The 15623-nt window shown below is 69.5% G+C and carries 10 protein-coding genes; 8 read left to right on the top strand and 2 right to left on the bottom strand.

From position 1 onward, the window contains the following. Positions 1-63: 63 nt before the first annotated feature. The 6 genes from GBRO_RS17465 (at position 64) to GBRO_RS17440 (ending at position 7589) form a co-directional block, all read left to right on the top strand. On the top strand, positions 64-918 hold the full coding sequence (locus tag GBRO_RS17465; protein WP_012835216.1) for a TIGR02569 family protein: 855 nt from the start codon (positions 64-66) through the stop codon (positions 916-918). Between the two features lie 209 nt (positions 919-1127). After that, entirely contained in the window at positions 1128-2618 is a 1491-nt protein-coding gene (locus GBRO_RS17460; protein WP_012835215.1) for an MFS transporter, read from the top strand. A 50-nt stretch (positions 2619-2668) separates the two neighbouring features. Beyond that, positions 2669-5242, top strand: coding sequence for a nitrite reductase large subunit NirB (nirB, locus tag GBRO_RS17455; RefSeq protein ID WP_012835214.1), 2574 nt, complete (start codon positions 2669-2671; stop codon positions 5240-5242). An 11-nt stretch (positions 5243-5253) separates the two neighbouring features. After that, entirely contained in the window at positions 5254-5643 is a 390-nt protein-coding gene (nirD, locus tag GBRO_RS17450; protein ID WP_041920647.1) for a nitrite reductase small subunit NirD, read from the top strand. Between the two features lie 77 nt (positions 5644-5720). Next, a complete protein-coding gene (locus GBRO_RS17445) occupies positions 5721-6854 on the top strand; it encodes a uroporphyrinogen-III synthase (protein WP_012835212.1) in 1134 nt (377 codons plus the stop codon). Further along, positions 6855-7589, top strand: a complete 735-nt coding sequence (locus tag GBRO_RS17440) for a sirohydrochlorin chelatase (RefSeq protein ID WP_012835211.1) — start codon at positions 6855-6857, stop codon at positions 7587-7589. Here the strand turns inward: GBRO_RS17440 and GBRO_RS17435 are convergent, their stop codons facing one another. Then, positions 7590-7898, bottom strand: coding sequence for an MGMT family protein (locus tag GBRO_RS17435; protein ID WP_012835210.1), 309 nt, complete (start codon positions 7896-7898; stop codon positions 7590-7592). A 51-nt stretch (positions 7899-7949) separates the two neighbouring features. Then, positions 7950-8756, bottom strand: coding sequence for an alpha/beta fold hydrolase (locus GBRO_RS17430; protein ID WP_012835209.1), 807 nt, complete (start codon positions 8754-8756; stop codon positions 7950-7952). Between the two features lie 89 nt (positions 8757-8845). On the opposite strand from GBRO_RS17430, the gene GBRO_RS17425 reads away from it, so the two are divergent. Both GBRO_RS17425 and GBRO_RS17420 read left to right on the top strand, forming a co-directional pair. After that, a complete protein-coding gene (locus GBRO_RS17425; RefSeq protein ID WP_012835208.1) occupies positions 8846-12235 on the top strand; it encodes an ATP-dependent helicase in 3390 nt (1129 codons plus the stop codon). Next, complete coding sequence (locus tag GBRO_RS17420) at positions 12228-15587, top strand: ATP-dependent helicase (RefSeq protein ID WP_012835207.1); 3360 nt, start codon at positions 12228-12230, stop codon at positions 15585-15587. The genes GBRO_RS17425 and GBRO_RS17420 overlap by 8 nt, the downstream gene beginning before the upstream one ends. Positions 15588-15623: the final 36 nt, after the last annotated feature.

Genomic DNA, 15623 nt, shown 5'->3' with positions numbered 1-15623 from the left:
CGGTGCAGCTCACACCGCGTCGCTCACCGGTTCGGCCCACCGACGTCGGTAATCTCTGCAGGTGTGAACACCGTCGCGCCGCCCGAGCATGTCCTGAACACGTTCGGGTTGACCGCCCAGCCGCCCATCCCGATGGGCGATTCCTGGATCGGTGGCTGGCGCGTGGGCGAAGTCGTGTTGTCGCTGGTTCCCGACCATGCGCGGGCCGCGTGGTCGGCGTCGGTGCGTGAGTCGCTCTACGTCGAGGGCCTGCGGATCGCTCGGCCGTTCCGCGCCACCGACGGCCGGTATGTGGTGTCCGGGTGGCGGGCCGACACCTACATCGCGGGTGCCCCGGAACCGCGGCACGACGAGGTGGTCTCGGTTGCCGACCGGCTGCATGAGGCCACCGCGAAGCTGGACCGTCCACGTTTCCTGCTGCAGCCGCCCGCACCTCCGCACACCGACGTGGACGTGTTCACCGCCGCCGACCGTGCCGCGTGGGAGGACGTGCCGCTGCGGGCGGCCCGCGCAGCCGGCATGGGGGAGCCCACCTCGCCGGACGGCGTGCACAGCGTCGAGATACTGAAAACCCTTGCCACCCTGCGTAAGACCGTCGACCTTCCCTCGCAGGTGGTGCACGGTGATCTGTTCGGCACCGTGTTGTTCGCCGGTGCCGCCGCGCCGGGCATCACCGACATCGTGCCGTACTGGCGGCCGGCGCCGTGGGCTGCCGCGGTGGCCGTGGTGGATGCGCTGGCCTGGGGCGGCGCCGACGACGAATTGATCGACCGCTGGGCCGATCAGCCCGAATGGCCACAGATGATGCTGCGTGCCACGATGTTCCGGCTGGCCGTGCACGCATTGCACCCACGGTCGACCTCGGGCGCTCTCCCGGGGCTCGCGCGGGTCGTCGATCAGGTCCGTCTCCTGGTATAACGGCTGGTCACCACTCCTCTCGTCTTCTCACATCGCGGGCGTGCCGAAGTGAGCACAACGTGACGATCAGGTCATCTCGCTGACAATCCGCGCAACACGCGTTCCCTAACTTTGGTCCCAGTCGCCGACAACGCTGTCTGCGGTGTCGTCACTCACCAGCCTCGTCGCGCCTCGCGACGACCTCCGACATCAGGGACCGGGGTACACACATGCCATTTGCAGGGTTGAGGAACAACCTCACACGCGATCACACGATCTCCGCCTGGGACCCCGAAGATCGGGCGGCCTGGGACAGCGGTAACGCGGCCGTCGCCAAGCGCAACCTCGTGTGGTCGGTGATCTGCGAGCACGTGGGCTTCTCGATCTGGTCGCTGTTCTCGGTGATGGCGCTGTTCATGGGTCCCGAATACGGCATCAGCCTCGACCAGAAGTTCGTCATCGCGGCCACCGCCACGCTCGTCGGCTCCTGTCTGCGCATCCCCTACACTCAGGCGACGGCCCGCTTCGGCGGCCGCAACTGGGCGATCTTCTCCGCGATCGTGCTGGTGATCCCCACCGGACTCACCATGATGCTGATGATGAATCCCGGTGATTTCGGGTTCGGGTGGTTCCTCGCTGTCGCCGCGATCACCGGCTTCGGTGGTGGCAACTTCGCGTCGTCGATGACCAACATCAACGCCTTCTACCCGCAGCGGCTCAAGGGCTGGGCGCTGGGCCTCAACGCCGGCGGCGGCAACATCGGTGTGCCGGTCGTTCAGTTGATCGGTCTGGCCGTCATCTGGCTGGCCGCGGATCGTCCCGAGATCGTCTGTGCCATCTACCTTGTCGCGCTCGCCGTCGCCGGTGTGGGTGCCGCGCTGTACATGGACAACCTGGACCATCAGACCGCGAGCGGGCGGGCCATGATCGACTGCCTGAAATACCGCGACACCTGGCTGATCTGCCTGCTCTACGTGGGTACCTTCGGGTCGTTCATCGGGTTCGGTTTCGCTTTCAGCCAGGTGCTCAACATCAGCTTCACCTCCGCCGGGGCGGCCAAGCCGGCGCTGGCCGCCGCGCAGATCGCGTGGATCGGCCCGCTGCTCGGTTCGCTCGCCCGGCCCTACGGCGGCAAGCTCGCCGACCGGATCGGCGGTGGCCGGGTCACGCTGTATTGCTTTGTCGCCATGATCTTCTCGTCGGCTATCCTGGTGGTGGCCGGTAGCATCGCCGATGCCAATGGCAAGGTCATCTCCGGCGGAATCCTGGCCGCGTTCATCACCGGCTTCATTCTGCTGTTCCTGATCTCGGGTATCGCCAACGGCTCGGTGTACAAGATCATCCCGACGATCTGGGAACACAAGGTGCATACGATGTCCGGCCTGAATGCGCTGGGCAAGACCACGTGGTCGCGCAGTATGTCCGGCGCCCTGATCGGCATCGCCGGTGCGGCCGGCGGCCTGGGCGGCGTGGGTATCAACCTCGTCCTACGGAGCAGCTACAAGTCGAATCAGTCTGCCACCCTTGCCTTCTGGATCTTCATGAGCTTCTACGTGCTGGCCGCGGCGGTCACCTGGTGGTTCTACGCCCGGCGTCAGGTCACCACCGATCAGTTCGCGGCCGGTGAGACCACCGACCTGCTCGTCGCCGGACCCGCTCACGCATCCGCCACCACTGCGGCCGACGACGGGGCCGGTACCACCGACAAGGCGCTCACCTGATCGGGCCGATGCCCAGATCGTCGAATCAGCAAGTTAGGTAAGGAGAAACAGTGACCAGCGAATCCAAGACGGTTGTCGTCGTCGGACACGGCATGGTGGGTCACCGCTTTGTCCAGGCGATGCGTGATCGCGATACCGACAACACCTGGAACGTGGTGGTGGTGTGCGAGGAATCCGACCCCGCCTACGACCGCGTCGGGCTGTCGTCATATGTCGGTGCCTGGGAGCGTGATTCGCTGGCACTGGCCGGCAACACCTACCCGGGTGATGCGAACGTGACGACGTATCTGGCCGAGACGGTCACCGCCATCGACCGGGATCGGCGTCGGGTGATGACCAGTGTTGGACGCGAGATCGGTTACGACGCACTGGTTCTCGCCACCGGATCGTATCCGTTTGTGCCGCCGGTGCCCGGTCATGATCACCCGCGGTGCTTCGTCTACCGCACCCTCGACGACCTCGACGGCATCCGGGCGGCCGCCGAGAAGGCCGGTCCCGGAGCGGTCGGCGTGGTGGTGGGCGGCGGTCTGCTCGGTCTCGAGGCGGCCAACGCGCTCAAGCTGATGGGGATGGTCCCGCACGTCGTCGAGTTCGCACCGCGGCTGATGCCGATGCAGGTCGACGACGGGGGTGGCGCGGTCCTGGAGAAACTGGTCACCGATCTCGGCCTGGTGGTGCACACCGGTGTCGGGACCGCCCAGATCGCCGACGGCGACGACGCGGACCTGCGGGTGACCCTCAGCGATGACTCGCACATCGACGCCGCGCTGGTGGTCTTCTCGGCCGGGGTCCGGCCGCGTGACCAGCTCGCCCGTGACGCCGGACTCGCCGTCGGCGAACGTGGCGGTGTGCTGGTGGACGCGAGCTGCGTCACCGACGACGCGTCGATCTACGCGATCGGTGAGGTGGCCGCGGTCGACGGCCGGTGCTACGGGCTCGTGGCGCCCGGCTACAGCACCGCCGAGGTGGTCGCCGATCGCCTGCTCGGCGGGCAGGGAACCTTCCCCGGCGCCGACATGTCTACCAAGCTGAAGCTGCTCGGTGTGGACGTGGCCAGCTTCGGCGACGCCATGGGCACCACCGAGAACGCGCTCGAGATCGTCTACCACGACCCGGTGTCGGGACGATATGCCAAGGTCGTCGTCTCCGACGACGCCACCACCCTGCTCGGCGGAATCCTGGTGGGCGACGCCTCGGCGTACGCGATGCTCAAGCCGATGGTGGGTCGCGAAATCCCGGGCGACCCGGCGGCTCTCATCGCCCCCGAAGGCGCCGCCGGGGGCGTCGGCCTCGACGCGCTGCCCGACGACGTCGAGATCTGTTCGTGCAACGGTGTGTCCAAGGGCACGATCTGCTCGGCGATCGCCGAGGGCGCCTGCGACATCGCCGCCATCAAGGGCTGCACGTCGGCGGGCACCACCTGCGGCGGCTGCGTACCCAGCATCAAGTCGTTGTTGGAGGCCTCCGGCGTCGAACTCAGCAAGTCGCTGTGCGAGCACTTCGCGCAGTCGCGCGCAGAGCTGTTCGAGGTCATCTCGGTCACCGGCATCCGCACCTTCTCCGAGCTGATCGAGCGGTACGGCACCGGTCAGGGCTGCGAGATCTGCAAGCCGACCGTCGCCTCGATCCTCGCGTCCACCTCGAGCGACCACATCCTGTCCGGCGAGCAGGCGGCACTGCAGGACACCAACGACCATTTCCTGGCGAACCTGCAGAAGAACGGTTCGTATTCGGTGGTCCCGCGCATGCCCGGCGGTGAGGTGACCCCCGAGCAGCTCATCGTCATCGGCGAGATCGCCCGCGACTTCGGGCTCTACACCAAGATCACCGGTGGTCAGCGCATCGACCTCTTCGGTGCCCGGGTCGATCAACTGCCGGAGATCTGGCGTCGACTCGTCGACGCCGGCATGGAGTCCGGTCAGGCCTACGGCAAGAGTCTGCGGACGGTGAAGAGCTGTGTGGGATCCACCTGGTGCCGCTACGGCGTCGGGGACTCGGTGGGCATGGCGGTCTTCCTGGAGAACCGCTACCGAGGGCTGCGATCGCCGCACAAGATCAAGTTCGGGGTGTCGGGGTGTGCACGCGAATGCGCCGAGGCGCGCGGCAAGGACGTCGGCGTCATCGCCACCGAACACGGCTGGAATCTGTACGTGGCCGGCAACGGTGGGCAGAGCCCCAAGCACGCGCAGCTGCTGGCCAGTGGAGTGGATGATGACACGCTGGTCGCCTACATTGATCGGTACCTGATGTTCTACATCCGCACCGCCGACCGGTTGCAGCGCACAGCCCCGTGGCTGGAATCCCTGGAGGGTGGACTCGATCATCTGAAATCGGTGGTGTGTGACGACAGCCTGGGTCTGGCCGCCGAACTGGAAGCCGCCATGCAGGCCCATGTCGCCGGCTATCAGGACGAGTGGGCGGCGGTACTCGCCGACGAGGAGAAGCTCAAACGGTTCGTGTCGTTCGTGAATGCGCCCGAGGTGCCCGATCCGACCATCCGGTTCGGTCACACCGAACGCAAGGTTCCGGTGTTGCTGGACCTGCCGACAGTGCGGCCCGACGCGGCAACACACGCCGAGACGGTCCGGCAGAGTGAGACGATGAAGGAAGGAGCCCCGACGTGAGCGTCGAACCCATGCCTGCCACACAGACCTCGACCACCGGCGCCTGGATACCGGCCTGTCCGATCGACGATCTGATCGTCGGACGCGGGGTGGCCGTGCTGGGCCCCGACGGCGTGCAAGCCGCACTGTTCCGGATTCCGGCCGTCGAGACAGACCGGGAAGCCGCTCCGGGCCGTACCCGTCTGTACGCGATCGGCAACATCGATCCGTTCGGCCGCGCCGCGGTGCTCTCGCGGGGTCTGACCGGCGATCGTGCCGGTGAGCCGACGGTCGCCAGCCCGCTCGGCAAGCAGGTCTTCGCGCTGCGGACCGGGGTGTGTCTGGACGACGAGTCCGTCTCGGTGCCCAGCTTCGGGGTCCGCGTGATCGACCGTGTGGTCGAGGTGTTCTTTCCGGCGTGATGGCGAATCCACCGGCAGAGCCCGGCCGAACCGATCCGGGACAACCCGGCCCAACGCGGCCCGACGAGCCGGAGGCGATGTTGCCGCTGGCCGGATTCACCATCGGCGTCACCGCGGCCCGCCGGGCCGACGAGTTCGCCGCGCTGCTCGTGCGGCGCGGTGCGCAGGTGATGCACGCCCCGACCATCCGCATTCTGCCGCTGCTCGACGACACCGAACTCGAACGCGTCACCACCGAGCTGATCGCCGATCCGCCCGAGATCATGGTGGCCACCACCGGCATCGGCTTTCGTGGCTGGGTCGAGGCGGCCGACGGTTGGGGTAACGCCGAAGACGTGCTCGCGGCGCTGGGCAAGAGTCGCCTGATCGCCCGTGGCCCCAAGGCGAAAGGCGCCATCCGCGCCGCCGGGCTGCGCGAGGAGTGGTCGCCGGAGAGCGAATCATCGTCGGAGGTGCTCGACCGGCTTCTCGCCGAGGGTGTCGACGGGGTGCGGATCGCCGTGCAGTTGCACGGCGCCACCAGTGAGTGGGAGCCGCTGCCGGATTTCTGCACGGTGCTGCGTGCCGCGGGTGCGCAGGTCGTCCCGATCCCGGTGTATCGCTGGAACATGCATCCGGATGTGGACTCGATCGACAAGATGATCATGGCGGTGGTGCGAGGCGATCTCGATGCCCTCACCTTCACCAGCGCCCCCGCCGCCGCGGCGATCCTCACCCGGGCCAAGCAACTCGGCAAACTGCAGCAGTTCATCCATGCGCTGCGCACCGCGGTGCCGGTGATGTGTGTGGGGTCGGTGACCGCGAGTCCCCTTGAGGCACTCCAGATCCCGACCATTTATCCGCGGCGCTTCCGGCTCGGTGCGCTGGCCCGGCTGATCACCGACGAACTGCCGCGTCGCAGCCACGTTCTGCGGGTGGCCGGACACGACACCGCCATCCGCGGACAAGCCGTGCTGGTCGACGGATCGGTGCGCGAATTGTCGGCCACCAGTCTGATCTTGCTGAAGATCCTGGCCGGGGTCCCGGGGCGGGTCGTGTCGCGCCAGGAACTGCTCGGCGGACTGCCGGGTGACAGTTCCGACACCCACGCGGTGGAGGTGGCGGTGGCCCGGCTGCGCTCGGCGCTGGGTGATCCCAAGATGATCCAGACCGTGGTCAAGCGCGGCTACCGGCTCGCCGTGGATCTCGAATACGACGGGGAGACAACGTAGATGGGTGACAGCTTCCTGCCCTTCGGGGACCGGCTGCGCGATGTGAGTCCGGTCCTGGTGGCCCACGGCACGCGAAATCCGCATGGTGTCAATGTGATCGCGGAAATCGCGGATCTGGTCGGCAAGCGGATCGGCACCGTACGAACCGCTTTCGTCGACGTTCTCGGTCCTACCCCGAGTGAGGTGATCGCCGACGCCGATCGTCGCGCCGTGCTTGTTCCCGCCTTCCTGGCGTCGGGTTACCATGTGCGTCGCGACATCCCGGAGCATGTGGCCGCCAGTGGCGGACGCGACACCATCATCACCCGGGCGCTGGGTCCGGACCCGGCCATCGCCGCGGTGGCCCGTCTTCGGCTCATCGAGGCCGGCTGGCGACCGGGTGACGCCGTGGTGCTCGCGGCAGCCGGGTCGTCGGACCAGAGTGCTTGCGGCCAGGTGCATCTCGCGGCCCGTCAGCTCGAGTCGCTGATCGGCGGGCACATCGAGGTCGGCTTCATCACCACCGCGTCGCCGACGGTTCCCGAGGCCATCGCCCGCGCCCGCCGCACCGGCCGACGGGTGATGGTGGCGAGCTATCTCCTGGCGCCGGGACTCTTCCATCAGCGGCTGGAAACCTATGGTGCCGAGGCTTTTTCGGCACCTCTCGGTGCGGACCCGCGCATCGTCGACCTCATCGTCACCCGTATGCGCGCGGCCATCAGTCCCTACCGGCGGACCGCCCGCACCCTCCGTTGATCAACGGGGGAGCGGGATGTCCCAACGGCACTCACGCAGGCGGATCCGGTCGTCGGTGATCGGGACGCCCTCGGTGCGGAGCCGGTCGAGCTGACGCCGGGCCAGATGCGGTGCCGGCCGTCCGGATGCCGGTACCACCCGGTGCCAGGGCAGGTCGGCGGTGTCGGTTCGCATGATCCACCCGACGATGCGCGGCGACGAGAGTCCCGCTGCCGCAGCGAGATCGCCATACGTGCTCACCTGGCCGAGGGGAATGGCCGCGACGAGTGAGCGCACGCTCTCGACATCGTCGTCACTCACCGCCGGCATGGCGCCGATCGTACCGGCTGCCCTGGCGACCGATCAGCATGTCACCGACGTTCACAACAGCGAGCGGATCAACGACGCGCACAGTTCCGGCTCCAGGAACGGCAGCATGTGTTCGCAGTCGGCGTGATGAACGGTGACGGTGTCGGCGCGGTCGGAGGCGCAGGCCTCGAGGAAGGCGGGCCGCACGAAGGGCGGGTCGACGCGGTCGGCGACGACGACGTGGGTGGGCACACCGGGTGGCGGCAGCAGCGCCGGCCGGGTCAGCTCGCTCCACGACGCGGCCGCCGCGGGTGCGCTGACGCGCCAGCCGACGCGACCATGGGGGCGACCGATGAGGTGCTCGGCGATCTCGGCCTCGAGGATCGCCTCGGGTACCGCGGCCCAGCCCTCGGATCGTTTGGCGTTGCGCGCGGTGTCCGCGTCGGGGTAATCCCAATGGTCCAGACTCTCGGTGGCGACCTCGAGCGCGAACTCCGGATCGAGGCCCTGCGCGGGATCGAGCAGCACCAGCCCCTTGATCGCCTCGGGCCGGAAGTTGGCCAGGTGCAGGGCGATCGCACCGCCGAAGGAATGACCGACCACCACGATCGGCTGCGCGGGTTCGGGGATGTGGGTGTCGATGACCTGCGACAGCGCCCGCACGTGGTGTTCGATGCTCCACGGCGGCCGCCAGGGTGAGCGTCCGTGACCGAGCAGATCCGGGGCGATGATGCGCACGTCGGACAGGTGCTCGGCACTCAGCGACGCCCACCGGCGACCGTGACCGGTGAGCCCGTGAATGGCGAGGATCGTCGGGGTGGGCGCGTCGCGGGCGCCGGGTTCGTCGGGGCCGAAGACGTAGGTGTTCAGGGAGGGCACGGCCACCATCCTGCCGGAGGCCACCGACCGCTGCCGGGTGGACTCGGCCCGGGACCGGACTGTCGGCGGTGCGTGATTCGATGGAGACCATGGCAACCACACCGGGCGGCACATCGGGCCGGGGGAGCGCGCTGCGCACCCGGCTCGTCGCGTCGTCGGCGGTGGCCGACGAGAAACGCGACTGGCCACCGCACGTCGAGCGGATCATCGCCGCCGACGCCCGGCCCGCGGACACCGAGCAGGGTGCGTGGCGGCCGATTCGCATCCACGGCGGACCCGGCAGCGGAAAGACGGCGCTGATCGTCGACGCGGCCGTCGCGCGACTGCGGGCGCCCGATGTGGAGCCTGAGTCGGTCCTGGTGCTGGCATCCAGCCGCCAGGCAGCGGCAACGTTGCGTGAGGAGATCACCCGGCGCGTGCTGGCCGGATCCGACGCCACCGACGGACGGCGCGCGCTCGGCGGCGCGCTTCGGGAGCCGCTGGTGCGGACGGTGCACTCGTATGCGTTCGCGATCCTGCGGTTGCAGGCCTCGGCGCACAACAATCCGCCGCCGCGCCTGATCACCGGTTCCGAGCAGGACGTCGTGCTGCGTGAACTGCTGGCCGGCGACATCGAGGACGGGGCCGGGTACTGGCCGGCGCACCTGCGTCCGGCGCTGGGCACCGACGGCTTCGCCCAGGCGTTGCGCGATCTCATGATGCGTGCGGCCGAACGCGGGGCCGGGCCCGAGGAACTCGCCGCCCTCGGCCGCCGGCATCGTCGCCCGGAATGGGTCGCCGCGGCACGCGCCTACGCCCAGTACGAGCAGAACATGCTGCTGCGTGGCGCCGTCGGCCTCGAGGCCCCCGGCGCGTCGGCGCCCGCGGTGGACGCCGCCGAACTCGTCGGATCGGCGTTGTCGGCGTTCGCGACCGACCCGGAACTGCTGATCGCGCAGCGGGCACGGATCCGGCATCTGCTCGTCGACGACGCCCAGCACCTCGACCCGCAGGCCGCGCAACTGGTGAAGCTGATCGGGACCGGGACCACATCGACCCTCATCGCGGCCGACACCGACCAGTCCGTCTTCGGGTTCCGGGGCGCCGACCCGCGCTTCGCCGACGATCTCGCCGAACCGGGATCAGACCGGGACATACTGCTGGACACCAACTTCCGCAGCGAAGCACAAATCGAACGAGTCGGCCGGGTGCTTGCCTCCCGGCTGCCCGGGGCACGTCCGCATCCCTATCCACAGGCACCGGCGGAGTCGCCGGCCACCGGCGCGGGCGGTGTTCAGGTGCGGGTTTTCGGCTCGTCGGCCAAGGAGGCCACCGCCGTGGCCGACCTGCTTCGACGGGCCCACCTCTTCGACGGTGTCCCGTGGTCGCGGATGGCGGTGATCGTCCGGTCGGTGTCGCTGGCGCTGCCCCCGCTGCGCCGGGCGTTCCGCTCGGCAGGGGTACCGCTGACCACGCCGGCCAGCGGGTTGCCGCTGCATCGACAGCGCGCGGTGGTGGCGTTGATGCTCGTGCTGCGCGTCGTCGCCGCCCGCACCACACCCGCGCAGGCCGACGACTTCGACATCGAGGACGCCGCCGCGTTGCTGTCCGGACCGATCGGTGCCGCCGACCCGGGCGCGATGCGCCGGTTGCGCCGCGGTGTCCGCCGCAGCAGTGAGAAACGCGGTGATGATGGCGCGCAACAGGATTCGCTCACCGCGTTGCGGTCGGCGATCCTCGACCCGCTTCTCGCCGCACGCTACCGCGAGGATCTCACCGACGCCGAGCGCGCGCCTCTGGACCGCGTGCTCGACGTGGTGGCCGCCGCCGAAAAAGTCCACACCGCCGGTCGGGGACTCGAGGAAACACTGTGGGCGGGCTGGCAGGCAACCGGGCTGGAACGTCGCTGGGCGGCCTCAGCCGTGCGAGGCGGGCCGGGCGGTGAGCAGGCCGACCGCGATCTGGACGCGGTGATGGCGATGTTCGAGGCCGCCGCGAACTTTGCCGACACGCTGCCGGCGGCCGGTCCGGCCGGATTTGTGCACTATCTGGGTCAGCTGCAGATCCCGCGGGACAGCCGGACAGCCACTGCCGCAAGCGATTCGGTGACTGTTCTGTCAGCACATGCCGCGGTGGGCCGGGAATGGGACGTGGTGGCCGTGGCCGGCGTGCTGGACGGCCTGTGGCCCTCGTTGCGCAGCCGCGGAAGTGTGCTCGCCACCGGGCAGCTCGTCGACCTGCTCGACGGTGTGGACCCGGACGCCGTCGACAAACTCGCGCGCCCGGCCGCGGCGATCGCCGACGAGCGGCGTCTGCTGCTGGTGGCGTGCACCCGCGCCCGCCGGCGCCTGCTCGTCACCGCCGTCGAGGACGGCAGCGGTGAGGCATCACCCTCCCGGTTCATCGGCGAGATCGCCGACGCGCTGGCCGGTTCCACCCAGGACGCCGACGCCGACACCCCGGCGCCCGAGGAACTGCCACTCGATCCCGGCGTCGACCGTGTCCTGTCTCTGCCGTCGCTGGTGGCCACACTGCGCTCGGTGGTCACGGCCGGTGTCGGGGAGATGCCCGATGAACGGACGATGGCGGCTGCGCGGCTCCTGGCGCGTCTGGCCGACGCCGACGTCCCGGGCGCGCATCCCCGGGACTGGTACGGGCTGGCCGCACCGAGTTCCGACGCTCCGCTGTGGACCCCCGACGACGGTGCGGTGGTGCTCTCACCGTCGAATGTCGATGCGCTGACCCGCTGTTCGCTGCGCTGGCTGCTGGAACGCAACGGCGGCCGCGACGGCGACGGCACCCCGGCGTTGACCGGCAGCCTGGTGCACACCCTGGTGCAGGCCGTGGCGGGCGAACTCGATCCCACCGAGGTCACCGAGGCGCTCCGGGCCATCTGGGATCGCGTGGACACCGGGGCGGGCTGGTACTCGGCTCGCGAGCTCGAACGCGCCGAGAGTATGCTCGTCAATTTCCGTGAGTGGCTGCGGATCTCGCGTTCCGACCTCGATGAGGTGGGGGTGGAGCTGGCCGTCGACGCCACCATCCCGGCGACCCCCGACGACCCGGCGGTCCGTCTGCGTGGCCGGATGGACCGGCTCGAACGTGACGGTGCCGGCCGCCCGGTGGTGGTCGACGTCAAGACCGCCAAAACCCCGATCTCCAAGGCCGACGCGCAGGATCACGCCCAGCTGGCCGCCTACCAGGTTGCGCTGGCCCACGGTGGTCTGACGGGCGCCGACGACGCCGTGGTGTCCGCCGAGCCGGGTGGGGCGCGTCTGGTGTACGTCTCCTCGGCGAACCGGAATTCCGGTGCCGCCGAACGAGTTCAGGCGCCACTGTCACCCGAGTTGCTCGATGAGTGGATCACCGTGGTGCGCCACGCCGCGCGGGCCAGCGTCGGACCCGTGTACGCGGCCACCCCCAACCCGGGGTGCGGGCACTGCGCGTTGGCGGCGAGTTGCCCGGCGCAGATCCGGGGCAAGGCGGTCACCGATGATTAGCGCGACATCGCTCGCCGCGGCGCTGGGCCTGCCCACCCCCACCGCGGAACAGGCCGCCGTCATCGAGGGGCCGATCGAACCGATGCTGGTGGTGGCCGGGGCGGGTGCGGGCAAGACCGAGACGATGGCCGCGCGCGTGGTGTGGCTGGTGGCCAATCAGCTCATCGGGCCCGACGAGATCCTCGGCCTCACCTTCACCCGCAAGGCGGCCAGCGAACTGGGCGCCCGCATCCGGCGCCGGCTCTCGATGCTCTCCGGATCGCCGGCGCTACGGTCCTGGGACCCGGAGGGCACACTGGCAGCGCGACTTCGGGGTGCCGACCCGGAGGTCAGCACCTATCACGCCTACGCCGGCCGGCTGATCTCCGACTACGGTTTGCTGCTTCCGGTCGAGCCCAATTCGACGTTGCTCAGCGAGACCGAGCTCTGGCAGCTGGCGTTCTCCCTGGTCGCCAACTGGCCCGACGAACTGCACACCACCAAGGTGCCCGCCAGTGTCACCGAGGCGGTGCTGAAGCTGTACGGCGAGATGGCCGAGCATCTCGTGGACATCGACGACCTGGCCCGCGCCGGCAGCGACCTCTACGAGATGATCCCCACCCTCCCGAAGGGACCCAAGCAGCGTGGCGGACCCAATCAGGCGTTGTTGAAGATCCGTGACGTCATCGACGAACGCCGGGAACTCATCCCGATGGTGACCGCACTCGCCGAGGCGATGCGCGAACAGTCGGCACTGGACTTCGGCAGTCAGATGTCACTGGCCGCCCGGTTGGTGGTGGGCAACCCGGAAGTTGTTGCTGCCGAACGCAAGGCGTTCCGCGCCGTCCTGCTCGACGAATATCAGGACACCGGACACTCCCAGCGGGTGCTGCTGTCGACGCTGTTCGGCGGTACGTCGCGCGACGCACCGGTCGCGGTGACGGCGGTGGGGGATCCCATCCAGTCGATCTACGGCTGGCGCGGGGCGTCGGCGGCCAACCTGCCGCGGTTCGCCGGTGACTTCCCAGCCGCCGACGGCTCGCCCGCGGACCGGCGTGAACTGCTCACCAGCTGGCGTAATGCGGAGGTGGTGTTGCGACTGGCCAACCATGTGTCGGCCGAGTTGCGTCGGCGCGGTATCCCGGTCAGTGTGCTGCGCGCGCGGCCGGATGCGCCGAGCGGCTCCGCGCACATCGCGCTCACCGAGACGGTGGTAGACGAGCGGGAATGGATCGCTGACGCCATCGAAACCCGTTGGCGCGCAGCCGAGAATGATGGTCAGGCGCCACCGACCACGGCAATCCTGGTGCGCCGCAACGAGGATTCGGCTCCGTTGGCCGCCGAGCTGGAACGGCGCGGCATCCCCGCCGAGGTGGTCGGCATCGGTGGTCTCCTGCACGTCCCGGAGGTCACCGATGTGGTCTCGACGCTGCGTCTGATGGCCGACCCGATGGCCGGCACCGCCGCCATGCGGCTGCTCACCGGTGCCCGATGGCGGCTCGGTGCAGCCGATCTCGCGGCGCTGTGGCGACGCGCCGCCGAACTCGCCGCCGAGGAGATCGCCGCGGCCGGGGGCGCGGTGACCAGCCGTGAGCAGCTCGACGCCGCGCTCGACGCGGTGCTGCCCACCGAGGTCGTGGACCGGGCGGGTATCGCCGACGCCGTGGTCGACCCGGGCGATCCGTCCCGTTACAGTCCCGACGGGTACGCGCGGATCCGCGCCTTCGGCGCCCAGCTGGAGTCGCTGCGGCGGCGGATCGGTCAGCCGCTACCCGAACTGGTCGCCGACGTGGAGAACACGATCGGCGTCGGTGTGGAGGCCCAGATCCGCGCGCGGCGCATGCGCGGGGCCATCACCGGCCGCGAACACCTCGACGCCTTCGCCGAGTACGTCACCCGCTACGCCGACCGTCGCGGCGCTGATCTGCCCGGACTGCTGGCCTTCCTTGAGACCGCGGAGACCATCGAGAAGGGCCTCGAGCCCGGTCGCATCGAGGTCGCCGAGCAACGGGTGCAGATCCTGACGGTGCATGCCGCCAAAGGTCTCGAGTGGGATGTCGTAGCCATTCCGCATTTGTGCCACAACATCTTTCCCGGTGGTAAGGCCGAGACCACGTGGCTCGGCAGCGCGCGGGAACTGCCCGGTGAACTACGCGGTGACCTGGCGATCGCAGCGGAGCAGGGCAGTGCCCACCCGGAGGGATATCCGGTGCTCGACCTGCACGCCGTGACCGACCGCAAGGAACTCGAGGACACCATCGCGACCTACAAGGAGGCGATCGCCGATCGTCGCCTCGAGGAGGACCGCCGGCTGCTCTACGTCGCGCTCACGCGGGCCCGTCACGACCTGCTGATCTCGGCGCACCACTGGTCGGAGTCGGGCGACAAACCGCGCGGCGGATCGGAATTCTTCACCGAACTGCTGACCGCGATCAGCGACGCGGTCGACGACCCCACCGTCGAGTCCGGCGGTCTCGTCGTCGACGTGCTGGCCCCCGAGCCCGACGACGGCGCGCCCAACCCGCTGGCCGAACGCGTCCTCGCCGCGCCGTGGCCTGCGGACCCGCTGGCCGGTCGTCGGGACGGGGTCCGGGCCGCCGCGGATCTGGTCCTCGCGGAGATCGCCGCGCGCGACGCCCCGGCCCTCTTCGACACCGACGGCGCGCCGGAGAGCGATGGCGACCCAGACCTGTCCGACGAGATCGCCGCGTGGGAGGCCGAGGTGAGCGCCCTGCTCGTCGAGCGAGAGGCGAGCAATCAGGCGCTCGTGGAGGTGGAGTTGCCGACGCATCTGTCGGTGAGTCAGCTCGTCGAACTCGACGCCGACGAAGCCGAGTTCGCGCGGCGGTTGCGGCGTCCCACACCTTTTCGGCCCAACCCGACGGCGCGCCGCGGTACGGCCTTCCACGCCTGGGTGGAGCGCTGGTTCGGCGCGACGCGGCTCCTCGACATCGATGAATTGCCGGGCGCCGCGGACGCGACCGCCACCCCCGACGCCGATCTCGACGCGCTGCGCGATGCATTCCTGGCGTCGCCGTGGGCCAACCGCAGTCCGAGCGAGGTGGAGGTGCCGTTCGAGACGGTGATCGCCGGGATCGTGGTGCGCGGGCGCATCGACGCCGTGTTCGCCGACCCCGACGGCGGGTGGACGGTGATCGACTGGAAGACCGGCGTGGTGCCCGAACCCGCCCGGCGCGAATCCCTGTTCATCCAGCTGGCCGCCTACCGCATCGCCTGGGCACAGCTCGCGGGCGTGCCGGTCGACCGGGTGCGTGCGGCGTTTCACTACGTGCGATCCGGACACACCCTGGCCGCGGACGAACTGCCCGACGAGTCGGTACTCGCCGCAAAGCTCGCCCGCGCACCGCAATGAGATAGATTCCTTCGTGTGAGCGAACGGTTCAGGCCC

This window comes from Gordonia bronchialis DSM 43247, from assembly GCF_000024785.1.
Classification (GTDB): domain Bacteria; phylum Actinomycetota; class Actinomycetes; order Mycobacteriales; family Mycobacteriaceae; genus Gordonia; species Gordonia bronchialis.
The sequence above is the reverse complement of the archived record's forward strand: the minus strand, read 5'-3'. Positions and strand labels throughout refer to the sequence as shown.

Bases quoted from the DNA above. Each gene is read 5' to 3' on its own strand.
- GBRO_RS17460 (WP_012835215.1), top strand. From the start codon at position 1,128: ATGCCATTTGCAGGGTTGAGGAACAACCTCACACGCGATCACACGATC.
- nirD (WP_041920647.1), top strand. From the start codon at position 5,254: ATGCCTGCCACACAGACCTCGACCACCGGCGCCTGGATACCGGCCTGT.
- GBRO_RS17445 (WP_012835212.1), top strand. From the start codon at position 5,721: ATGTTGCCGCTGGCCGGATTCACCATCGGCGTCACCGCGGCCCGCCGG.
- GBRO_RS17440 (WP_012835211.1), top strand. From the start codon at position 6,855: ATGGGTGACAGCTTCCTGCCCTTCGGGGACCGGCTGCGCGATGTGAGT.
- GBRO_RS17435 (WP_012835210.1), bottom strand. From the start codon at position 7,898: ATGCCGGCGGTGAGTGACGACGATGTCGAGAGCGTGCGCTCACTCGTC.
- GBRO_RS17425 (WP_012835208.1), top strand. From the start codon at position 8,846: ATGGCAACCACACCGGGCGGCACATCGGGCCGGGGGAGCGCGCTGCGC.
- GBRO_RS17420 (WP_012835207.1), top strand. From the start codon at position 12,228: ATGATTAGCGCGACATCGCTCGCCGCGGCGCTGGGCCTGCCCACCCCC.